We start from the raw sequence: 23,273 nt of genomic DNA on the forward strand, positions 1-23,273 counted from the left end.
CAGCAGAGTCATCCTCTGAAGAGGTATCTTCTGTAGATTCTACAGGCACTTCTTCTTCAGTTCCAGCATCTTCATCCGGCGCTGACATCTCCATTTGTTTTGGATCTTCTTCTCCGCTAGCATCTTCTGCTACTTCTTCGGAAGATTTGTCTGATGTCTTATCTTCTTTTTCAGAAGATGGTCCTTTCTCCTGTGGGGCTTCCTCCGATTTACCAAAAATCTTTTCCCAAAATCCCATATTTTTTTTGCCTCCAGCACATAATATAAAATACAATTTTATATCTTGCGCTTCTTGATTTTAATAATTAAATAAATTCCTAAAGCTACTAATACTATACTACCATACTGACTCGGCATTAGTCCAGCAATCTTTGTTTCATTGATACGCAAAAAATCAAGCGAAAATCTTCCTATTCCATAAATTATTAAAAAATTTTCTAAATATAGCTGTTTTACCTGTGGATATCTTTTTAGAATTAAAAAGTAAGCGAATAAGAGTGTATTAAAAATCATTAGAAGATATCCCAAATCAAAACGCGCGCCATCCGGATATAATAAAGAAAAAGGAGATTCTATTGTTTTTATTCCAGGATGATCATTAATCAAAAAACATCCTATCCTGCCGATAGCAAGACCCAAGGGCAAAATAAAAGCAATTTTTTCTGCGTATAAGTGTAAATCAGCCGTTTTCTTTCTTTTTAAATACAAAACCATTGCGCAAGCGCCACCTAAAATCCCTCCAAAAGAAGACATTCCCCCTTCCCAGATTTTTAAAATATTCTTTAATGCCTCTATCATATCAGGCGCATAAACCGCGACATATAAAAGACGAGAGCCTATTATTGCTCCTATAATAATGTATAGAGCGAGGTCTATGAAAATATTCTTTTCTTTTGGGTATTGCTTTATAAGAACAGCAAGAGAAATCAAGAAGCCAAGCGATACAAAAAATCCCCATGTATACACTTTTATGAGGCCAAATTCTAAATATAACAAATGGATGTAAGGAATCATAGGTTCTATGTCAAGTATTACATACTAGAAATAACATGAATTTGCTACAAAACGAGACGTAATACGTCTTATAACGCTCCCAATATTTTTAATCCTTGCTTAAACCTATCTAATGCTTTTTGTGCCTCAGCTTGCGTTATCTTTCGATCCGACTGATGCACTAAATCGTTTCGCAAAATATGCGCTTCCCAAACATTTTGAATTTTCGGATAGCGCGAAACGGCAAAACGCAAACGTTCTCCCATGGTCTCTCCGCGCATTCCTGCTTGTTTTAAGACAGAATCCATTAGTTTATCTGCCTCAATAACAGACATTTTCCAAGAAAGCTCAGCATTACTTTCTGCCAAATCCTGTGTTTCTTCCCATTTTTGCTTTATGCTTGCAACCTCGGGAATAACAGGTTTTCGTAAATTGCGAATAATGAAAAAACCGGCAATAAAAACGCCTACGGTTAACAAAAATAATAAAATAAAAAATAAATTTGCCATACATTTAAACTTAAATTTCTAAATCGTTAAAAAATATTTTATGTAATATTTAGTTATGCATGCAACTCTTTTGCAGTACGCAAAACAGTGTTTTCATCAAATTGCTTACCTATAATTTGCAATCCAATTGGCAAGCCGTCTATATCTCCACATGGTATAGAAATCGCAGGAATCCCAGCAACATTGGCGCTCACAGTATATATATCGGAAAGGTACATTTTTAATGGATCGTCTATTTTTTCTCCCAAATTCCAAGCGACAGAAGGAGAGGTTGGGGTTATAAGGCAATCAACTTCATTAAATACCTTATCAAAATCCTGTTTAATGACTGCGCGTACAGCCGTGGATTTTTTATAATATGCGTCATAATAGCCAGACGAAAGAGCATATGTGCCTATCATTATTCTGCGTTTTATTTCTTTTCCAAAACCAATCGCTCTGGACTCCATATAAGTTTCTAATAAATTTTTTACCGAACTTTTTTTGTATGCGGAATATCCGTAACGAACACCGTCAAAACGCGCTAAATTTGAAGAAAGCTCTGAAGGCATGATTATGTAGTATACTGCCAGCGCATAATCGGTATGCGGAAGCGAAACTTCTTTTATTTCTGCGCCCAATCCCTTCAAAATATTAACTTTTTCTTTTATTTTGTCCTTAATATTCCCACCAAGTCCTTTATAATATTCTTTTGGCAAGCCGACTCGCAATTTTTTTAAATCAATTTTTTCATCCAATCCCAATGGTTTATCCACAGTCGTAGAATCGTATTTATCTTTTCCCGCAACTGCTTTATATAAAATTTCAGCATCTTCAACACTCTTAGCAAAAGGACTAATTTGATCAAAAGATGATGCCATCGCCATAAGCCCATATCGCGAAACTCTGCCGTAAGACGGCTTAAATCCAATGTTTCCACAAAGGGAAGCTGGCTGTCGAACGCTTCCACCAGTATCCGAGCCAAATGCTCCAAGGCACATATCTGCGGATAAAGCGGCGGCACTCCCACCAGACGAACCACCGGGAACTTTTTTTAAGTCATGAGGGTTTTTTGTCGGTCCATATGCAGAATTTTCCGTTGAAGAACCACAGGCAAATTCATCCATATTTGTTTTTCCTAAAAATATTCCTCCTGCTTCACGCAATTTTTTTATTACCGTAGCATCGTATGCACTTATATAATTTTCTAAAATTTTTGAACCGCCAGTACACTTTGTATCTTGTATCAAAATATTATCCTTTATCGCTAAAGGGATCCCCTCTAATACGCCAATTCCTTCTTTCTGCGCTATTTTTACATCCACAGATTTTGCATCGCGAATTGCCCGTTCTTTAAAAACAGCCAGATAAGCATTTAGGTCAGCATTTTTTTCTTCTATTGCGGTTATACAGTCATTTATAAGGTCTACTGCGCTAAAATCTTTCTTCTCCAAACCTTTATGCGCCTGTTTAATTGTGAGTTCATTTAATTTCATAATAATGAAAGATCTATTGGATAGGACTAAGCTATTATTTCTTAAAGACGCCCATTGTTTTTAATAAATCCCCTTCTTTATCCGGCATATTACCCAAGATAAGCTCATGCTCGGCTTCGGAACAACCAATTAGCTCATCTTCACGCCAGCTATTTTGAAGGTTTGTTATATAAAAATTTGGGTTAGCTCCGGTGGTATCCACCTCTTGTAATTTATCGACATATTCCAAAATAGACGAAAGTTCATCACCATATTTTGAAAGCTCGTCATCCTTTATTCCAATTCGAGCTAAAAGCGCAATTTTTTGTACATCTTCTTTGTTCAACTTCATATTATTATAATTTTATATAAATTTTAGCGGATTGGCAAGGCTATCTCAACATTTTTAAAAATTCCTTCTCATTTATAATTTTTATGCCTAATTTTCGCGCTTTATCCAACTTGCTCCCAGGTTCAACACCAACCACAACAAAATCTGTTTCACCTGACACAGAAGAAGATACGTCTCCACCCAAGTCTTTTATCTTCTTTTTTGCGTCATCTCTTGTTATGCTGTCCAACCCGCCGGTTAAAACAAACTTCTTACCGCGAAGCGGAAGATATTGGCTAACCTTCATTTCTTCTACCTTTACACCATTCTCTTTCAAATTATAAACTAAACGTTTTACACTCTCATCATTAAAAAATTTCTCAATTGATTCCGCCACTACAGTGCCAACATCTTCAATATTTTCTAATTCCTCACGTGTTGCTTTTTGCAATTTTTCCAAAATTCCAAACTTTCTCGCCAAGGCATCTGCTGTTTCCTCTCCTACATTCGGAATACCGAGCGCATAAATAAAACGGGATAAAGATATTTTTTTTGATTTTTCTATTGCTTCTATTATATTTTCTGCTGATTTTTCTGCAAATCTTTCCAATGGTTCCAAATCTTCTTTTTTTAATTTGAATAAATCAGCAGGTGTATTTATGAGACCCTCTATTACAAGTTGTTCTACGATTTTTTTTCCCATTCCTTCTATATAAAAAGCTTTTTTTGACGCAAAATGAATAATTCCTCTGATATTTTTTCGCGCGCATTTTTTATTCGAACAATACAAAATCGCGCCCTCAGTCTCTTTTTTGGCTGATTTCCTTATCTTTTTTCTTTCTAAAACCTCTCCACATATCGGACATTGTCGCGGTATGCTTATTTTTTTTGCATTTTGCGGTCTTAAACTTTCTATTGCTTTTTTTATTTTTGGTATTACGTCACCAGCCTTTTCTACAATAACCGTATCTCCGATATGTAAGTTTAGTCGCTCAATTTCATCAGGATTATGAAGCGTCGCATGTGTCACAGTGGTGCCTCCGATTTGCATTGGATCTAATGTAGCAACCGGCGTTATTGCTCCGGTTCTGCCCACATCCCAACTTACTTTCAAAATTCGCCCCGTGGCTTCTTCACCCGGATATTTATAGGCAACTATTCCGCGCGGAGTTTTGCCAGCCACTCCCAATTTTTTAAATAAAGCGACATTGTTTACATTTATCACCGTTCCATCAAGCCAATAGTCTTGTTTTTTCCTCTTTTTTTCAATTTCTTTATAAAATTTTTGTACTTGCTCCAAATTTTTACAATATCTATTGTTAAGATTTGTTTTTACTCCTATTAATTTTAATATCTCGTGCGCTTCTTCATGGGTTTTGTGCCCAAAGTTAGCCAATAAATCATATCCGAAAAAATCTAACTCTCGCTTGGCGGTTATTTTTGAATTTAGCTGTCTTATGCTTCCAGCGGCGGCATTCCTTGGATTTGCAAAAACCTGACCACCTTTTTTTGAATTCTCTTTGTTTAATTTTTCAAATATGCTTGCCCGCATGTACGTTTCGCCACGCACCTCTATTCTACCGCTTAACTTCTCAATTTTTTCTTTAAAAATTTTTGCATCAACATTGCCATACCTTTTTAGAAAATCATTTACCTGTTTTTCTGTCGGAATATTTAATTGTAATGGTATCGCTTCTATTGTTTTTAAATTTTGCGCAACATCTTCGCCTACTTTTCCATCACCCCTCGTTGAACCTGTTTCCAATATACCATTCTTATAAACAAGCGAAACCGCAAGCCCGTCCATTTTTATTTCAGCATAATAATCAAAATGGCTTCCAGGTGAAAGCTTTTTTATTCGCTTTTCCCATTCTTCCAGCTCTTTATAAGCAAAAACGTCTTCAATGGAAAGCATTGGCACCTCATGATGCACTTTTTGAAATTTGTCTAACGCTTTTCCACCGACTCTCTGTGTTGGAGAATCTGTTGTGATAAAATCGGGATATTGCTGTTCTAGCCTATATAGTTCGTGTTTTAGAGAATCTAATGCAGAATCGGAAATATCGGGCTTATCCAAAACATGATAAAGATAACGACGATAGTTTATCTCTTTTTTTAAAATATTTATTCTTTTTTTTGCTTCTTGTTTATCCATATAAAAATACTATAGTAGATTTAGATACCAAGTTATGATTCTATAGCCCCAAAATAAAGATATTATCCCGCCTATAGATAAAAACGTACCAAAAGCGATTTCGCTTTTCATGTTTGCTTTTTTCAAAAGCAATAATACCAATCCATAAAATGCTCCGAGAATATATGCTACAAGTAAGGCTAAAATTATTTGTGGGAAACCTAATCCTGCGCCTAGGACCGCTCCTAATCGTATATCTCCGTCTCCTACCCATTTTCCGCGAGAAATAATATATTGCACTAAAAAAAATCCTGCGCCTATGCCAATCGCAAGTAAAAGATTAATTATGTCTACCCCAATCAGCGCATTAAAAACAAAAAGAACCACAATTAATGGAATGGAGACTATATCCGGTAAAAGTTTGTATTTTAAATCATATATAAATAAAAAAGAGAGTCCTCCAATCATTATCCAATCACGTATAACGACTAAACTAAAAGTTTCCGCATCAGGCGCCATAATCCATCTATGAAAAAATACAAAAACAAATAGTAATCCTAAAAAAATCTCTATTAAAAAATTTGACCAGTCAATTCCGCTTTTACATTTTTTACATTTTCCTTTTAAAAAAATAAAAGAAAAAAATGGGAATAAGTCAAAAAAGCCTAATTTGTATCCACATTTAGGACAGTATGAGCGACCCATAAGCGTTTCTTTTTTTCGTATTCTATAAACAGAAGCGGCAATAAAGCTACCAATAGAAGAGCCGAAAATAAAAATGATGAAACCGACGAAAAAAATAAATAACATATCTAAAAAGATTTATTTATATACTCTTATTTTATCTTAAATTAATAATAAATAAAAGGCTGACTTATATTTTTCTTAATATATAACAAAAAGACAGCCCTCCGCCTAGGCGTCAAATTTGGGGCCGTCTTTTAAAGTTTTCTTTAGTTCATCCCACCTGGACTTGCGGAATGTATACCGTCTCCCAAGCCACCTGTGGTGCCTTCTAGGGTGAATGTCATTGTATACGTACTACCATCAGCGCTTAGATACGTATAGTCAGTTCCCCCCGGAGTTGGATTTGATGGAACCAGACTCATGTAAGTTGTTCCACCTGCATCACAAATAGCCACAAAACCATCTTCGTCTAAACATTTATAATCCGTTGAACCAAGAGTTATAAGCCCTACGGCTGTTGGATAACTATTATTATCAGCAAAGTAGAGCTCTAGAGCGGTTGACAATTGTTTAACATCAGAAACGCGTTTTGCGTCACGTGATTTTTGCCTTGCATTATTCAAGGCTACAACTGCCAAGGTTGATAATAAGCCAATAATCGCGATAACGACTAGAAGCTCAATTAATGTGAAACCTTTTGCTTTTTTCATTTTTTTTCATTTCCTCTTTATTAAAATCTATTTTGGATTTTTTTTCAGAGGAAAAAGTGATTTTTTTGTTAATAAAAAATCGACCTTTAATATATTATATCATAAAAATTTATAAAATCTCGCGCATTGCCAAGCCAATTGCAACGGCAAACCTTGCGCCAATTACGTCCAATGAAGGCCTTAGTTCATCCGGATAAATTATTCTAGCCCATGGGTCGCCGTAAAAAACACGAAGACCCGTTGCTTCTTCTAAAGAATTACCAATTCCCAAAATCATCGCCGTTCCTCCGGTAAGAATAATTTTTTCTATAATGGCGTTTTTATATTGTTGGCTGTAAAGTTCTTTGCAATAATTGACTTCATTTGCAATGGATTTTACCATGCCATCAAAAAGGGAATGAGCCGCTTCCATTTTTTCCATACTCATGGTTCGTTTTATCTCTTCAGCCTTAGTCAAATCAGTGTTCATTTTTTCCGCCAAAGTTTTTGTAAGTTCCGTTCCGCCTATTTTTATAGTCCTGTGGATAACCGGGACACCTTCTTTTACTATTAAAATATTTGTTTTTATAGCTCCAATATCTACAATTGCTGACAATCCCATATCTTTACCAAGTAAAGCGCGTATAAGAGCAAAACTCTCTGTTTCTAAACTTGCAAGCTGAAGTCCGGCTGATTTAAAAATCTCTAAATATTTGGATATCATTTTTTTTGAAGTTGCCGTAACAGAAACTTTTACCGTATCGGCGCTCATATCTTTCATTTCAACCTTTTTAAAGTCCAGTACCAAGTCGTCTTCTGGAATAGGCGCGAGTTTTTTTATTTTATTTTTTATTTCCACCTCTAATTGTTTTGGAGGAATATTGCTCAAAGTTAGAAGAGTTGTAAAAACAGATGACATCGGTAGACCCGTAATTGCCATTTTAGCTTTTGCGCCAGACTGTTTATAAAGAGAAGCTAATTCTTTAGCTTTTTCAGCGGTATTTTCTATAATCTGGCCAATGGGTTGCGCACTGTCATACTCACTAAAAGCATAGGTGACAAGCCGGGCTCTACCTCCCACATTCGCAAGTTCCACAAGCTTTATCCCGCTTGCGCCAATATCAATACCAAGATAATTTTGAGATTTTGGCATATATGAAATTTTACTATAATTATATTATAGCAGATTTTTATACTCTTGGGTATTAATTATTTTTTGAAAAAAAATAACTCTGTCCAAAAATATATAAATAAAATTACGCCTAAGACAATAATTTTTAAAATGCTTGGAAGAAAAATACTGGCAATGCCCATAATTGCGGCAACGGACCAATAAAGAAGTAAAACTTGACGCGAATCCCATCCTCTATCAATAAGTATGAAATGAAGATGCAAACGATCTCCTTTAAAAATTGATTTTTTTTCTATAAATGCCCGACGTATGATTACCGTAACAAGATCAATGATGGGCAGTGCTAAAACTAAAAGAGTTATGGCGATTTTAGCGCCTGTTAAAATAGCCAACGCTCCCAATATAAATCCGGCCCAAACACTTCCTCCCTCTCCTAAAAAAATCCGAGCAGGATAAAAATTTAAAAATAAAAAACCGACAAAAACTCCAACCAAAACAAGGGCTAAATAAGAGAATTCTGTTTCTTTAAAATTTGTAAGCGTAGAAAATAAGAATATCGCCAATCCTCCAAAAACAATTATTCCACTGACTAATCCGTCTAATCCATCTAAAATTTTTGTAGTGTAGCTCATTGTAAAAAACCAAAGAAAACTTAAAATAAATCCGGCTATACCGCTCAAATAAATGATTCCTCCAAAAGGATTGGTAACAAAATTAATTTTTATTCCTCCCCAAAGCGCAACAGCGATTGCGATAATAGGAAAAATTATTTGATATTTTGGCGGAAAAAAATATTTATCATCCAAAAATCCGCCAATCATAACAAAAAAAGAAGCAAAAGATAACCATATTAACTTTATTTCTAATTCTTTTGGTAATAAATTAAAAAAATGAAGACCTAACGAAATAATAAAGAAAGTTAAAAACGGCGCTATTCCACCTAAAAGAGCTATCGGCTTCTTATGTTTTTTACGTTTTTCATCGGGAACATCTTGAATTTTAAAATAAAGGGCAATTTTTTTTACCAAAAGCGTTAAAACAGAACTCAAGACAACGGATACTACAAATATAATTAAATAAAGCATAGATTAAAGTATTAACTGAACATTCTTTCTACTTAAAGTATAGCCTAGTTTTTACTTTCAGCCAAGATTGACACTATAAGATTTTTATGCTAAATTAATAGAAATGGAGGTAATAATGGAAAGGTATAATGCTCTTGATTATCTCAAGATGCACGATCCAGACTTTACAAAAGAAAAATTCTTAAAGTTCGTTGAAAAGTTTAAAGAAGAACGTCCGTTTCTTCATGAAAATGAACCGAGTCTATCGACATATTCTATCTTTATGAGCGTATGGCAACGTAATCCAAGGTCTCTTGTAAAAGTTTTTCATATTCCGCATTTGGATAGAATGCTTATGAACAATGTAGTCCATCGTTATTTGGAAACCGTTGTTCTGCAAAAAAAATATTCATACGAACAATTCGAAATTTCCCTGCACACAGCAACCGGAATAAACGAAATCGATAGTTTAACAAACACCGAGGATAGCAAAATTATTATTTTGTGCATACCTACAACAGACGCATAAGGAGACAAAAATGCAAACACAACCAATCTCTGCAATCAGATTCCTCAAACAAATTTGCGCAATCAAAGAGGCTAAAGAGTTCTGGGCAAAATACAATGAACAGCGCATTGCCTTTAACGCTATGCCGAAGACGCTAAAAGAAATATTTTTGTTCTCTGACTTTTCTACAAATTTTTCTATTTTCTATATTCTAAACTATCCGCATATTCCGAATACTCAAACGATTTATCAAATTATTTCAATGGACAGAAGGATAGAGGCTAGAACGGTTGAATTCTTTTTACGAAATTTTTGGGAAAAACATATGCTCGTCCTCGGGCAGGAACTCAAGGGTCCGATTATTTCCAAATCTGTTGATTCAATTCCCGGACTTAAAAAATACAAAGGTCCGCTTATTGTTCTTGCTCCGCCAGACTCATCATCCGAATTTACGTTGGAAGAAGAAAAATTTGACCCAATGTATGTGAGAAACAAAATGACGCAACTCCGGAAGGCGATGGAGCGCATTCGCGACAACTGTCCGCACATCAACGTAACTCCACTTTTGGATAAGCCACATATGCATTCTTGTTTTGATTGCGGAAGGCTTATGCATACACGCGAATTACCAAAAAATAACAGATAATCACTTATTATAAAACTCCGACTTCGGTCGGAGTTATTTTTTTATCAATATTTCTCTTAGTTGTGTAAAATAACATCGAAATTTCTTACTGCCAAATTCACATTAAGCCGTCTTGCGTATTTGATTTTTCTTTCCAAAAATCTTACAGAGACTGCGCCCATAAAAAGCGCTTGCTTTATTCTATTAACGCTTGCATTCATATCCATTGAAAATAGAAGCGAAACTGCGCCGGCTGTTATTGGTGATGCCATTGACGTTCCACTCATCTTCATATATCTATCGCCCAAAGCGCAACTTGTTATATTCTTTCCGGGAGCGACAATATCAACGCTATTTAGCCCATAATTGGAAAAATAGGCTAAATGTTCGTCTTCGCGGGTTGCGCCGACAACAATCTTGTTTGGCAAGTCCCAACTTGGCGGATAAGTTTTTGCAATATCCAAATCAAGATTTTCATTTCCGGCGGCAATAACAAATATCTTATCATCCAACTCTTTCATTACCTGATAGATTATGATTGACGGCCAACTGATATGAAAGCTCATATTAACAACACGGAAACGGATTCTCCCCAAAAGCTCGAGTGTTCTAAAATATTTTAATCCGATAGCGATATCTGAAACAAAAAATGCTCCAGTATCATTATAATTTATAAGAAGAGGCAATAAATATGACTTCTTGTAAGCAATCCCATCAATCCCATTTTTATCGCGATAGCCTGCGGCTAGACAACCTACGTGCGTACCATGATCGGACATAAATTTCTTAATGCGGTTATGCTCATTTATCCAGTAAATAGCATGACCGAGCTCATTTTTTTTGATTACCGGCTCAATATCTTTATGTGTCATCTGAGGTCCATCATCGATTATTACAATTCCATTGGGTTCTAAGGACACCTTTGCATTTTCAAGAAAAGCATGAGCCTTTTCATTTTCTATAAATCTTTCATACCACGGCACAATCAATTTATCTCTTATTTTTGTTTCCGGTCGACTGGGAATGCATCCCGATTTTGGCAATAGTTTTCTGTATGCCAAGCCCTCTATCTCATATTTATCTATGGTTATACGCTGTTTTACTTCCAAAGTGTAAGCGCTATTGATAATCCCTTTTGTGATTGGTTTTTCCGGCGAAGCCCATTCCGCGATATCAAATCCAAAAACATCTTGCGCAATTATTTTTGCGCCCAGTTTATCAAAAAAATCTTTCTTATCTTTTTTTGTAGCACCTTCCTTAAAACGAATAATAATTCTTTGCGGTTTTGGTATTTTACTTTCTTTAGGAATCGCGCGGACTGTCTGTTCCCCTTCTCCACAATCAAAAAATTTAATTCCGGAAAAAATAAAAATAATGGCAGTCAATGCCAATATCAGCCAACGATATTTATTTTTCATTAGCGTCCTCCTTCTTCAAAAGAACGTTGATGGTCTATGGATAACCATACAAACGCAATAAATATTTAGCGCGCTCGTATGATAATTCGTAAACTATAAAATTATAATTGTTTTCCGCTAATCATTTCTATATCAGAAAGACTGTGGAATACAATCTTATCTCTCCTTTTTACTTTACCGCCCAACAGCATATTTGCCAAGCGATCTTCGATTTCACGCGCGATGACTCTGCGCAAAGGTCTTGCGCCAAACTTTGGGTCAAACCCCAGCTTAGCGACTGCTTTTAAAGCTTTCTCTTCTATTATAAGCTCTATACCCTTGGTTTCTATTTTTTTAGCAATCTTCTTTATAAGTAATCCAGCGATTCTTATAATTTCATCTTCACGAAGCGGGCGGAAAACAATAACTCCGTCGAAACGATTTAAAAATTCCGGTCTAAAATATTGTCCCAGCTTTTCTTCAACAAGAGCTTCTTTTATTTGTGGAACTTTTGTCCCTTTTTTAATCTCTTGGGCAATGAAGCTACTGCCGGCGTTTGAAGTCGCTACTAAAATTATATTTGTAAAATCAAGGGTTTTTCCTTTTCCATCAGTCAACCTTCCATCTTCCATAACTTGTAAAAATAAATTTAAAATATCGGGATGAGCTTTTTCCAATTCATCTAACAATAAAAGGGCGTAAGGGCTTTTTCTTATTGCTTCTGTTAGATATCCGGACTCCCCTTCTTTACCAATCATTCTATATACACTTTGCTTTTCTTGATATTCGGACATATCAAGACGGACCATTGCATTTTCATTCCCAAAATAAACCTCAGCTATTGTCTTCGCCAGCTCGGTTTTTCCAACACCTGTTGGACCTAAAAATAAAAAGTTTGCAATTGGACGTTTGCCGGACTCCATTCCGGCTCGGGCACGACGCAAAGCGCGAGAAACAGCATCAACCGCTTCTTCCTGACCAATAATCCGCTCGTGGATAACCTCTTCCAATTTTAATAATTTTTCTTTTTCACTCTCCGTAAGAGCAGAAACTGGAATCTTGCTTTTTTCGCTAACTATCTTTGCAATATCTTCTTGGTTTACCAAAGAGTTTGTGCCTCGCGCAGACTTTACGGCCAAAGCTGTTTCTTTTATTATTGCGACAGCTTTTTCAGGCAAATATCGATCATGTAAATATTTATCCGATAGATTTACTGCAGAAGCAATCGCATCATAAGAAAAATAAACACCCGTTTGATATTCAATTTGTGATGACTCTGCTTCCAAAATCTGAATTGCCAAATTTTTATCAGGTTCCAACACTTCTACTCGTTCAAAAATTCCCGAAAGAGCCGTTTCTTCAACAACGCGTTTGTATCCTTCCGGCGTTGTTGAGGCTAAAACCGGTACACGTACCTTATTTAATTCCTCAGCTAAAAGAGCGGCTAAAGAAATCCCATCTCCACTTAAAAAATATTCCAAGTTAGGAATATCCAAAACAATATTTCCAGAATTGGCTACATCAGTCATTACTGCCATTAATTTTTTTCCGGCTTCTTCTCCGGTTGCGCCCCCCAAAATCTCTGAAAGCGAAAGCTGTATCAAACGTTTATCTTGAAATTGTTTTGGTACATCTTCTTTTATCATCAACTCCGCGACACCGTCTATAATCGCCGACTTTCCTACTCCACGCTCTCCAACAAGAACAACGCCCCTGCTTTTACTTTCTATAATTCTGAAAATATTCTTGAAACTCTCTTCCCGGCCAATACAAAAATCAATTGCTCCTCGTCTGGCAAAAAAAGTTATATCCTCGCTAAATCTATCTAAAACAGGAGTTTGTACAGCCGTCATGGCGCGATTCATTTTTCCACGCGGACGAAAAACACTGGCCCGTCTAAATTCTGCATATCGCGCGCGGAGTTTATCTTGAATTTCTACCCATTTCACTACATTATCTAACTTTTCTTCATTTATATTGAAGTCATATAATATTTCTTTCAAAATCGGGCTGGCTTTTACCGCTTCCAGGCAAAGAATATTTGACCTTGCTTTCTTGTTTTTATGAAGCGCCGCCGTGATGTATCCGTTTAACAAAATCTGTAGAACAGAAGCGTCCAACCCGCCTTTGGCTTCCTTGTGCGGTTCGTGGCACAAAACGCGTTCTTTTATTTTTTCTATCGGAATCCCCAATCGGCCAAAAAGAATCTTCATCTTCGGTTTCTTAAGAAGCGTCAAAAATAAATATTCTGCAGAAACCGCGCTCTTGTTCTTTTTCGCCAAAAGAATCGCTTCTTCCAGCGCTTCTTCAGAATGCAAACTAAAACTTCTGGCAATATCAACTTTCTTATAATTCTTTAGCTCTCCAAGAAGAGCGGTCTTCATTTCGAACCTTTCCTCTACGCTTATCTTTAAAGGATTTTCAAAAAAGTGTGCCTCGCGTGTGATACGAGAAGCAAAATACAAAAGTCCTAAAAGTGATAAAAAGAAAAATAATAAATGACTATTCGGCGTAAACCAAAAACTATGATGAAAAAAATTGCGCGCGCCGGAAAGATAAACCTGATAAAAAAAATTTAGAATCCCAAACAAACCAAATAAAATTAAAATTCCATCAATAATTTTGTTTAGGATGCGTTTAGCCTTTTTAAAAAATACATCTTTTGATGAAGTTGCTCCGCCCCAATACAAAAAATAATCGCCTGTAAAAATTCCGGCTTGCTCTCGCTGTTTATTTTTTAATAAATTCATAAAATAGATAAATGTATTGTTATAAAATACAAAATCACAATCGGCAAAATAAGATAAACTAAAAATATAACTAAATAAAATCCACTAAAAGATAGAAAAGATATTGAACGAAAAATTATCTGAAAAAAACGCATAAAAAAGCTGACAATTCTGCCTTGCAAGTCGTATTGACCAAACATTGGAGTGAAAATATTTTTTGCCCAAATACCCACACCTAAAAAATTTTCCAATTCCAAAATACTTTTACCAACCCAGCGGATTGCCAAAATCATTCCTCTGGAATACCACCAGAGGGGAAAGTATAGAATATCTAAGATTGTGTCTAAAAAGATAATTTTTAATATGGCCATATAAATATAAATTAACTGTTCAAATTATCAATTATCAATGTTCAATTATCAATTTTAGTATCCGTCAGCTGACGGATATATTTTTAATATTACTTTCGCAGTAGCAAAAATACCTTAATTGGAAATTTATTCCTGAATTTATTCAGGAAGGATAATCATCGCCCCTATTGGCGCAGTTATCCAAATGAAACGGGCAATATCGCTTGCAAACAACTCGCGCGTAAAAGGCGATAAAACCAAAAGCGAGTCTGCCGGTAAAAAAGAAAGCGCGATTGATAACAGTAGCCCGATATGCAAAACAGAAAAAATCGGCACTTGCCACCAAGCACCTCTCCTCTCATGACCCGTAATACTATGCAAAAGCGAACTTCTACCAAACAAAAAGAAAAGCAAGGCAAATGTGAGTAGAAAAAAACCAAGTTTAAATACAAATATCTGTCCAACTTCTATACTCTCGGCTTTCTTTACCCAATCGTCTATAAAGGGCGCGGTATTTACAACCGCAAGAGCCATATAAATCGCAACCAAAATAACAACAATTCTATTTCTGCCTAAAGAAAAACCATATATAAATACGGCAATAATAAAAAATAATAAAATGAACAAGTCCCAGCTTGGTGAGGTTAGGCTTAATCCATTTAAAAAATCCAAATTTTCCGGTTTGAGAAAATCTACATTGGGAAACTTCATATGATTGTATTATAACAAGAAAGAAGAAAATAAAAAAATCCTCACAATTTTGTGAGGACTAGTCATCTGTCTTTTGATGATTTAAAATTTTCATCCAATGGTCTTTTTGGACCGACAGCCTAATCTGTTTCAGTTATATGTTCTACATTTCCCAATGCCATGCTCTTTGCTTTTTGGCGTTCTTTTTCTTCCCGTTCCGCTTTGCTAAGATAAATAATAATCGGCATAAAAATAACAGCAACAATCATAAGAAAAACTATAACTCCAGTTAGCATCCGACGCCTCCTTCTACTCTTTTTTGATTTATTTTATTTAACTTCAAATTGCGGTTGGATCTTAGGGCTTTATAGCGCAAAAATGCTTTTCTCCTTTTTGCTTGCTGTAAAAATATTTTCGTAGCAAACAACATAGCTATAAGGGTCGCTATCCCATAAGTAACAATTCCTTGAAGCGCAATTATCAACATCAAGCAAGTGTAAGCGCAAATTCCCAATATAAGACCAAACAAATCAGTGTAAAAAGCCAAAACAAGAAGCATTTTCACAGCGACAAAACCAACAATCAAACCGAAGAAAAGTTCATAAATCATTTCCATGTTTCTTATCTCCTCTTTCCAAACTGCCTGTAAGTGGTTTTTCGCGACTTAACCTTTTTTGCAATATATTTGCAGAGCATATAGACGCCCAGCATTAGAAAACCAATAAAAATCGCGATTATTGCTTGTAGCACTATATGAAAAATAAAATATTTGTCCAACATGATATTTCTCCTTTGTCAACGTTCTGTGTTAAAACTACCATAAAAATACAAAAAAGTCAATACCCTGCTCTATTCCCAATCTTCCAATATTTTTTTCTGCTTTTTGGATATTTTTTTCGGAACAGTAATATACATTTCTACCAGCATATCGCCACGGCCGGCAACTCCATATCCCTTCAAACGGAAAAGCTGACCAGATGCTGTGCCTGCCGGTATCTTTACTCTCATTTTTCCATCCAATGTTTCTACCTCTTTATGTCCACCCAAAGTTGCCGTTTTGAAATCAAGTGGCGTCCGAGTGATAATATTATTCCCATCTCTTTCAAATCTTCGATCTACTCCTACATTAATATGAAGGTATAGGTCGCCCGGTACTCCGCCTTTTTCTCCTGCCTCTCCACCGCCTGTGACACGCAAAATCTCACCATCGGAAATGCCGGCTGGAACATTTATTTTCAAACTTACGCTTTTTTTCAAAATACCGGCGCCTTTGCATTTTTTGCAGAGCTCATCAGGTTGGTTTCCTTCTCCTCTACACCGAGGACAAGTCGTGTTGGTAGCAAAAGAACCAAACATGGTGTTCTGAACTCTTCTAACACTGCCCGCTCCATTACATTCTGAACAAGTCGTTATTTTTGTGCCCGGTTCTGCTCCAGAGCCCTGGCATGCTTCGCATTTGGCGTTTTTATAAATTTCTATTTTCTTTTCTACACCCTGTATAGACTCTTTAAATGTTAGTCCAAGATTCATTTCTATATCTCCTCCGCGCGTGTGGGTTTTTGTGCGGGTGCGAGAGCCCATTCCAAAAAGGTCGCCAAAAATATCTCCCAAATCGTCCATATTTATATTAACGCGCTGTCCACCAAAATTTCCTGAACCGGAAAAAGGATTTTGTTGATTAAATCCACCAAAATTATCAAAAGTTGTGCCATATTGATCATATTGTTTTCTGCGTTCCGCATTATTCAATACTTGATAGGCTTCGTTTATTTCTTTAAATTTTTCTGCGTCTCCTCCCGGCTTATCAGGATGATATTTATGCGCGAGTTCACGAAAACGACGCTTTATCTCATCGGCAGAAGCGCTTCTTGACAAATCTAAAATTTTGTAGTAATCTTTTTCCATAGAATAGAACTTTTTAAAAAGGAGGCGAAATGGTTCCAAAGCTCAAAATTTACATAAGTAATCACGTAGAAATTGAGGAAGATCCATTGGGTATAACCGCGCTTACTTTGATAAATATCAATAATAGACCTTGCTCTTCTGTTTATTTTTCACCAGGAGACATTGAGTGCCGAAATGGCAGAACCGTTTTTATTCCATTTGGATTTAGGATGGAAGAAGACCCTTGTCGTCTTGTCTTTAAACGAAATATAACGAGATTTTCCCTTCCTAAGAACTTTGTTCATTATATTGAAGATGCTCTGACACAGCAAGTACTCTGGTATGAGCACGCATAACACATAGAAACAATATCCTCTGTCTTACGCAGAGGTTTTTTTATCCATACTAATATTAGTATGGATTTTTTGAGCGGGCGCAAGCGCCCGCTCAATCATACTCCTTTATTTATCTTCTTTTTTATCTTCTTCCTTCACTTCTTCCGCTTCTGCGTCTTGCACATTATCTTCTTTCTTTTCTTCTGCTGATTCGCCAGCTCCGTCTTTTGCGCCCGGCTCTGCGCCGGTTGTTTGCTGATTCTGATACATTGCCGTACCAATCTTTTGCGCAATTTGGTTCAATTCTTCCATTTTCTTTTTCATATCTTCCAAATCATTTGCCTCTTTTGCTTTTTTCAAAGCTTCTGTTTTTTCTTGCATTTCTTTTTTATCATCATCTTTCATTTTATCACCGGCATCTTTAATTAATTTTTCCGTAGAATAAATCATTGTATCCGCCTGGTTTACAGTATCAATCTGTTCTTTTTTCTTTTTATCTTCATCAGCATGAAGCTCAGCATCTTTTTTCATTTTTTCAATTTCATCTTTAGACAATCCGCTGGATGCGGTAATTGTAATCTTTTGTTCTTTTCCTGTTGCCTGGTCTTTTGCTGAAACATTCAAAATGCCGTTAGCGTCAATATCAAATTTGACCAAAACCTGCGGAACTCCTCTTGGCGCTGATGGGATACCGGAAAGCATAAAACGTCCGAGTGTTTTGTTGTCAGTTGCCATTTCGCGTTCACCCTGTAAAACATGAATTTCTACGCTTGATTGATTATCAGCGGCAGTAGAAAAAACCTGTTCTTTCGAAGTTGGGATTGTTGTATTGCGTTCAATAAGACGGGTCATCACACCACCCAATGTTTCCAATCCAAAAGATAATGGTGTAACGTCCAAAAGCAAAACGTCTTTTACGTCGCCTTGCAAAACGCCTGCCTGAACAGCCGCGCCAAGAGCCACAACTTCATCCGGATTAACTGAAACGTTTGGTTTTTTACCAAAAAATTCTTCCACTTTTTTCTGAACCAATGGCATGCGGGTCATTCCGCCAACCATAATTATCTCTTCAATGTCGGATTTTTTGAAACCGGCATCATCAAGAGCCTTTTGGCATGGAATTAAAGTTCTTTCTACTAAACCACCAACCAGCTCTTCCAATTTTGCGCGAGAAAGTTTCATTACCAAATGCTTTGGCCCGTCCTGGTCTGAAGTAATAAACGGCTGGTTTATTTCTGTTTCCCCTGCTGTGGATAACTCTATTTTTGCCTTTTCCGCAGCTTCTTTAATTCTTTGTAAAGCAAGCTTGTCTTTTCCAAGATCAATACCTTCGGATTTTTTAAATTCATCCAAAATCCATTGAATAATAATCTGGTCAAAATCATCTCCGCCTAAATGAGTATCGCCATTAGTTGATTTTACCTCAACCGTGTCTGCGGAAATATCCAAAACGCTAACATCAAATGTTCCGCCTCCCAAATCATAAACAACGGCTTGCTGGCCTTTTTTCTTATCAAAACCATAAGCCAGAGCGGCTGCAGTCGGTTCATTAATAATTCTTTTTACTTTTAATCCGGCGATTTCTCCCGCGTCTTTTGTTGCCTGACGTTGCGCGTCATCAAAATATGCCGGCACAGTAATAACAGCTTCTTCAATTTTTTCTCCCAATTTTTCTTCTGCGTCTGCTTTCATTTTTGCCAAAATCATGGCGCTTACTTCTTGCGGGCTATACTCCTTGTCTCCCATTTTTACCTTTACTCCGTCTCCTGACTTTACTATTTCATAAGACATAAGCTCTATGTCGCGTTTTACTTCCGGGTCGTCAAAACGACGTCCGATAAGACGCTTAACAGAAAAAATAGTATTTTCCGGATTAGTGACGGCTTGGCGTTTTGCCAATTGTCCAACCAAACGTTCGCCATTTTTATTGATTGCAACAATAGATGGCGTCGTTCTTTGTCCCTCCTTATTTTCCAAAACCTTTGGGCTACCGCCCTCTACAACAGACATACAGCTGTTTGTTGTTCCTAAGTCTATTCCTAGTATTTTTGACATATTAATTTATTGTTCGACCTTGTCGAGAACTACACTCGGTACTTCTCCACAAAGTCGAAGATTATTTATTTTTAAGTTATTTTGTCGCGAAGCGACTCCTCCATTTATAATTTGTAATTATTAATTTAGAATTAATTTTTTCTCCTCCGAATTAATTATTTAGCTTCCTAATCGCAAGGCGACACCTTCATTCGTAATTATTCTCTCTCTCCCACAACTACTCTCGCCGGTCTAATTATTCTCTCATCTTTCTTATATCCATCAACAAGCACTTTTACTATTTTATTTCCATCTCCAACACGTTCTACTGCTTCTGCAAGCGCAGGATTAAATTCTTCTCCCAATAAATCCATTTTTTCCACTCCACGCTGGTGCAATAAATCTTCAAACTGCTTTTTGATATGTTCTATCCCCTGCTTCCACGCAGAATCTTTTTCAATGGCGTTTAATGCAGAATTTAGATTATCCAAAACAGGCAAAAAGTCGCAAATCAAATTTTCTTCTACTAATCCGTGCAAAACAGATTTTTCCTTTGCAATTTCCTTTTCTCTATTTTCATAATCAGCCTTCATCCGCAAAGCAAGGTTCTTCCATTCTAATAATTCATCATTTTTTGGTTGTGTTTTTTTATTTTCTTTTGACATAATTATTTTACTCTTGACATTTCTTAATAATTGTGATATGCTTTTTTCAGAAAAAGGAGGAGCCAATGTCAACCTATGAACGCCATCGTCAAGCCATCGAAGATCATTTGCAAGGGCGTCCGCCAACCAAACAAAGGGGATGCCGTTCAATGATACTTTGCAGCTTCAACCCGCTGTTGGATACTTTACAAGTGGCAATGGAATGTACGATGACACTACTTTTGCTACCGAAGAGCAGTGGGATGCATTGCGTACAGAATTTCTTTTCTGATTTATGAGCCCCATGGGCTCTTTTTTATTTTCAAATTATCGCAATGCGTTACCCCTCTTCCTAATTCCTATTCATACAGCATTTCCTTCAAAAATTCCAACATACTTGCGTTTTCATCATAGTCCATTCTCATTAATCCCATGACAACTACCAGATGATCGTCTATCTTTGCCAAAATACTGGCGCATTGTCCTCCAAAAGGATTATTTTTTCCCAAAATAACATGAACCTTATGGTCATTAATTTTGTAATATGTGGAATGCATCACATCATTCATCTTGTCTACCATATTCCCCATATTTACCTGCAAGCCAGCAAGTTCCGGTTTTTCAAATAAATTGCTAAAGCCAGTGTAATATATATCATCTGCGCCAAAAGCAACAATTACCGTTTCTCCGCTGATAGTGGCAATCTCTTTTGCCAAGAGTTTATACATTTCGCGTTTATCAACTTTATAATTCTTTTTTATCTTTCGGAGCGCAGTGGCAGCATTATTATTCAAAGGGTGCACTTCCATTAAATTATCTACATAAAATTGATAGCCGGCTTCTGTCGGCGTTCTGCCGGCAGAAGTATGTGGCTGACGCAAAAGACCGCGTTCTTCCATTTCTGCCATATCATTCCGTATTGTAGCAGGGCTCATATCTAGCCCTGTTTTAGAAACCAAAAGATTAGAGCCAACCGGAACTCCTGTTTTTATATGTTCTTTTATTAGTTCTTTTAATATTCTTTGCTGTCTGCTTTTCATATTAGCAGTCGAATGATTAGAGTGCTAATTCAATATTAGCAAAAGGTAAAATTCTTGTCAAGAGTTTCTATTAATAGTAATATATCCTTATCCGTTCATTATAATTTATAGGCAAATCCGGAAGGAGAAGGAAATGTCTTGTGAAAAAGACAGAAATAAAAATACTACGCAAAAAGGTGTGTGCAAAGTAATACCTAAACCAAGAATCAAAATAATTGATATCGCAAAAGAATTGGAGCTAAAAAACGCTCTGGCGCAATTTGACCGTTGGGTCGCAACAAACAATGCCAGAATAATTGATGTTTTTGGCATCTGGAGCAGAAGGTTTGAGTTGGCAATCGCAGTAGAAACTTCATCTGTAAAATCAAAAATAAGATATGAAATTATTGGTAAAGACAGATGTTTCACCCGCGCTCTCGCCCGATACGAACAGTGGATAAAGGCTCAAAAAAATATTAATATTATTTCTACGGCTGTTTTTAGCCATATGTTCATTGAAATCGTTGTCTTTTTTGAAGATTTTGAAGAAGCTCCAAAAAATCGTGCCGGCTTCATTTAAAAAATCTTAATTAAAAAATCCCGATACAACTCGGGATTAATTTTTTATCCGATCGCTCGGAATTGGCGACGGATTTCCGCTGTAATCAGCAATTTCTATTCCACCTTTGTTTTCTCTGTTTACAAAATGCACTGCTTCCAAAAGACCTTTAATGCTTTTCTTCATATGCAACCGCAAATTAGGGTCAATAGAAAAAAATTGGTCATAAAAGTCAATCAAGTCCTTCGCCTCTCCAAAAAAGCTGAAAATTGAAGCCCATCGCCTATACAATATTGTCTGCGATACAAAGGGCAACGCTTCGGCATAAAAAAACAAAACTCCTATCATACGAAAAATCTCCGCATCTTCTCCGATTTCCAAAAGATTTTTGCATATTAAATGTTTTTGGTCATCTCTGAGTTTATTTTTTGCTTTTCTATCCTCTACTCCGGCTCGATGCTCTTCGGTTATAAAAGATAAGAATATAAAGTAAACAACATAAAAATTATCTGACATCAAAAGGCGCTTGACCAAATAAGGAAGATTGACGGAAAAATATAGAATTATCGCTAAGCACAAAAATTCTATTCTTGCGCTGTCTGCTACTTTTTTTTCAATGCTTGTTTTTATTGCCTTCAATACCGCCTCGCGCTGAAGTTCTCTCTCACGATCTTTATACCAAAAATATATGGCTTTTTGTAACAAATTCTTTTTTATTTCCGGCTCATTCGCAATAGCATCTTCAAAAAAAGCGTATAATCCATCCAATGCTTCAATATGCGGATGCTTATATTCTTCCATTTTCTCCTCTTCTTTCAATGTGCTGTCTTTTTTATAACATAAATCTCTTATTTTTTCAAGACGATTATGCTATTCTTTCCTTTTTTATATTTTAGAACTAGAAAACCGGCCTGTTTTGCCAAACGAACCAATTCGCTTTTTGTAAAATGATGATAGTAGCGAGGCGTAGCCTGAAAATTAATCCAAAAATCGCCTGCATCCAAATCCTTGTGCCGAAAGAAAAAATCAGCCAAACGAAGTTTATATTTTTTAATCAAGCGCCATTGCCATAAATTCCAATTTGTTAAAAACAAAATTCCTTTTGGCTTTAAAACACGATACATTTCTTTTAAAACCGCGAGACGCAATTCCTCACTCGGGATATGATGCAAAAACGCTACACCGGATATAAAATCAAATTCATTATCTTCAAACTCAAGGTTGCCGGCATCTTTTATAATTTTGAAATTGGTATTTGGATAATTTTTTTGCGCTATTTTTATCAGCTCCTCCGACTGATCAATGCCAATATAATCCGTAATCAATAGTTTATAATTAGAAGTTAAATGTTCATAAAGCCTCCCATTTCCACAACCAACATCCAAAATCTTACTTTCTTTTTTTATATATGGCGCGCACAAATCAAACTCCAGCCAAGAATACTGACGTGAGGCATCAAACTCTTTGGCTATATTGTTATAGCTTTCTCTGTTTTTTTCTATAATT

At 36.2% G+C, this 23,273-nt stretch carries 25 protein-coding genes; 4 read left to right on the top strand and 21 right to left on the bottom strand.

Translation table 11 applies throughout. The features are described 5' to 3' along the window. The 10 genes from COU51_04275 to COU51_04320 form a co-directional block, all read right to left on the bottom strand. On the bottom strand, positions 1 to 274 hold a 274-nt coding region (locus COU51_04275), incomplete at its 3' end, for a hypothetical protein (GenBank protein PIR66350.1). Between the two features lie 2 nt (positions 275 to 276). Beyond that, positions 277 to 1,014 carry a hypothetical protein gene (locus COU51_04280; protein ID PIR66351.1) on the bottom strand — a complete coding sequence of 246 codons (738 nt, stop codon included), beginning with the start codon at positions 1,012 to 1,014 and terminating at the stop codon, positions 277 to 279. Positions 1,015 to 1,082: 68 nt separating this feature from the next. Beyond that, complete coding sequence (locus COU51_04285; protein PIR66352.1) at positions 1,083 to 1,502, bottom strand: hypothetical protein; 420 nt, start codon at positions 1,500 to 1,502, stop codon at positions 1,083 to 1,085. A 53-nt stretch (positions 1,503 to 1,555) separates the two neighbouring features. Continuing rightward, on the bottom strand, positions 1,556 to 2,977 hold the full coding sequence (gene gatA / locus COU51_04290) for an Asp-tRNA(Asn)/Glu-tRNA(Gln) amidotransferase GatCAB subunit A (GenBank protein PIR66353.1): 1,422 nt from the start codon (positions 2,975 to 2,977) through the stop codon (positions 1,556 to 1,558). A gap of 34 nt (positions 2,978 to 3,011) precedes the next feature. After that, complete coding sequence (locus COU51_04295) at positions 3,012 to 3,308, bottom strand: Asp-tRNA(Asn)/Glu-tRNA(Gln) amidotransferase GatCAB subunit C (GenBank protein PIR66354.1); 297 nt, start codon at positions 3,306 to 3,308, stop codon at positions 3,012 to 3,014. Between the two features lie 40 nt (positions 3,309 to 3,348). Next, positions 3,349 to 5,442: an NAD-dependent DNA ligase LigA gene (locus tag COU51_04300; GenBank protein ID PIR66355.1), complete on the bottom strand. Its 2,094-nt coding sequence runs from the start codon at positions 5,440 to 5,442 to the stop codon at positions 3,349 to 3,351. Between the two features lie 9 nt (positions 5,443 to 5,451). Further along, the gene (locus COU51_04305; GenBank protein ID PIR66356.1) at positions 5,452 to 6,231 is read right to left on the bottom strand and encodes a hypothetical protein; all 780 of its coding nucleotides are present in this window, start codon (positions 6,229 to 6,231) and stop codon (positions 5,452 to 5,454) included. A gap of 143 nt (positions 6,232 to 6,374) precedes the next feature. Beyond that, complete coding sequence (locus tag COU51_04310; protein ID PIR66357.1) at positions 6,375 to 6,818, bottom strand: hypothetical protein; 444 nt, start codon at positions 6,816 to 6,818, stop codon at positions 6,375 to 6,377. A gap of 109 nt (positions 6,819 to 6,927) precedes the next feature. Further along, positions 6,928 to 7,950, bottom strand: coding sequence for a hypothetical protein (locus tag COU51_04315; protein PIR66358.1), 1,023 nt, complete (start codon positions 7,948 to 7,950; stop codon positions 6,928 to 6,930). 56 nt (positions 7,951 to 8,006) lie between these two features. Further along, complete coding sequence (locus COU51_04320; GenBank protein ID PIR66359.1) at positions 8,007 to 9,014, bottom strand: hypothetical protein; 1,008 nt, start codon at positions 9,012 to 9,014, stop codon at positions 8,007 to 8,009. 115 nt (positions 9,015 to 9,129) lie between these two features. Here COU51_04320 and COU51_04325 point away from each other — a divergent pair, with 115 nt between their 5' ends. Then, positions 9,130 to 9,522 (top strand): hypothetical protein, encoded by a 393-nt coding sequence (locus tag COU51_04325; GenBank protein ID PIR66360.1) that lies wholly within the window; start codon positions 9,130 to 9,132, stop codon positions 9,520 to 9,522. A gap of 10 nt (positions 9,523 to 9,532) precedes the next feature. Beyond that, positions 9,533 to 10,147 carry a hypothetical protein gene (locus tag COU51_04330; protein PIR66361.1) on the top strand — a complete coding sequence of 205 codons (615 nt, stop codon included), beginning with the start codon at positions 9,533 to 9,535 and terminating at the stop codon, positions 10,145 to 10,147. A gap of 56 nt (positions 10,148 to 10,203) precedes the next feature. Here COU51_04330 and COU51_04335 read toward each other — a convergent pair whose 3' ends face one another. From COU51_04335 to dnaJ, 6 genes are all read right to left on the bottom strand, one after another. After that, positions 10,204 to 11,544: a hypothetical protein gene (locus COU51_04335; protein ID PIR66362.1), complete on the bottom strand. Its 1,341-nt coding sequence runs from the start codon at positions 11,542 to 11,544 to the stop codon at positions 10,204 to 10,206. Between the two features lie 101 nt (positions 11,545 to 11,645). After that, the gene (locus COU51_04340) at positions 11,646 to 14,273 is read right to left on the bottom strand and encodes a hypothetical protein (GenBank protein PIR66363.1); all 2,628 of its coding nucleotides are present in this window, start codon (positions 14,271 to 14,273) and stop codon (positions 11,646 to 11,648) included. Further along, positions 14,270 to 14,545: a hypothetical protein gene (locus COU51_04345; GenBank protein ID PIR66364.1), complete on the bottom strand. Its 276-nt coding sequence runs from the start codon at positions 14,543 to 14,545 to the stop codon at positions 14,270 to 14,272. The genes COU51_04340 and COU51_04345 overlap by 4 nt, the downstream gene beginning before the upstream one ends. A gap of 216 nt (positions 14,546 to 14,761) precedes the next feature. Beyond that, positions 14,762 to 15,313, bottom strand: a complete 552-nt coding sequence (locus COU51_04350) for a hypothetical protein (protein PIR66365.1) — start codon at positions 15,311 to 15,313, stop codon at positions 14,762 to 14,764. Positions 15,314 to 15,581: 268 nt separating this feature from the next. Then, entirely contained in the window at positions 15,582 to 15,908 is a 327-nt protein-coding gene (locus COU51_04355; protein ID PIR66366.1) for a hypothetical protein, read from the bottom strand. A 233-nt stretch (positions 15,909 to 16,141) separates the two neighbouring features. Continuing rightward, entirely contained in the window at positions 16,142 to 17,197 is a 1,056-nt protein-coding gene (dnaJ, locus tag COU51_04360) for a molecular chaperone DnaJ (GenBank protein ID PIR66367.1), read from the bottom strand. Positions 17,198 to 17,226: 29 nt separating this feature from the next. Between dnaJ and COU51_04365 the strand changes: the two genes are divergently transcribed. Then, on the top strand, positions 17,227 to 17,532 hold the full coding sequence (locus COU51_04365; GenBank protein ID PIR66368.1) for a hypothetical protein: 306 nt from the start codon (positions 17,227 to 17,229) through the stop codon (positions 17,530 to 17,532). A 105-nt stretch (positions 17,533 to 17,637) separates the two neighbouring features. Here COU51_04365 and COU51_04370 read toward each other — a convergent pair whose 3' ends face one another. The 3 genes from COU51_04370 to COU51_04380 form a co-directional block, all read right to left on the bottom strand. Continuing rightward, positions 17,638 to 19,566, bottom strand: coding sequence for a molecular chaperone DnaK (locus COU51_04370; protein PIR66369.1), 1,929 nt, complete (start codon positions 19,564 to 19,566; stop codon positions 17,638 to 17,640). 197 nt (positions 19,567 to 19,763) lie between these two features. Further along, complete coding sequence (gene grpE, locus COU51_04375; protein ID PIR66370.1) at positions 19,764 to 20,360, bottom strand: nucleotide exchange factor GrpE; 597 nt, start codon at positions 20,358 to 20,360, stop codon at positions 19,764 to 19,766. Positions 20,361 to 20,548: 188 nt separating this feature from the next. Further along, complete coding sequence (locus COU51_04380) at positions 20,549 to 21,229, bottom strand: hypothetical protein (protein PIR66371.1); 681 nt, start codon at positions 21,227 to 21,229, stop codon at positions 20,549 to 20,551. A gap of 133 nt (positions 21,230 to 21,362) precedes the next feature. Here COU51_04380 and COU51_04385 point away from each other — a divergent pair, with 133 nt between their 5' ends. Next, positions 21,363 to 21,788, top strand: a complete 426-nt coding sequence (locus COU51_04385; GenBank protein PIR66372.1) for a hypothetical protein — start codon at positions 21,363 to 21,365, stop codon at positions 21,786 to 21,788. A gap of 36 nt (positions 21,789 to 21,824) precedes the next feature. Here COU51_04385 and COU51_04390 read toward each other — a convergent pair whose 3' ends face one another. After that, positions 21,825 to 22,568 carry a hypothetical protein gene (locus tag COU51_04390; protein ID PIR66373.1) on the bottom strand — a complete coding sequence of 248 codons (744 nt, stop codon included), beginning with the start codon at positions 22,566 to 22,568 and terminating at the stop codon, positions 21,825 to 21,827. Positions 22,569 to 22,615: 47 nt separating this feature from the next. Continuing rightward, positions 22,616 to 23,272, bottom strand: coding sequence for a hypothetical protein (locus COU51_04395; protein ID PIR66374.1), 657 nt, complete (start codon positions 23,270 to 23,272; stop codon positions 22,616 to 22,618). Between the last annotated feature and the right edge of the window lies 1 nt (position 23,273).

The organism is Parcubacteria group bacterium CG10_big_fil_rev_8_21_14_0_10_36_14 (genome assembly GCA_002772895.1).
Lineage (GTDB): Bacteria > Patescibacteriota > Patescibacteriia.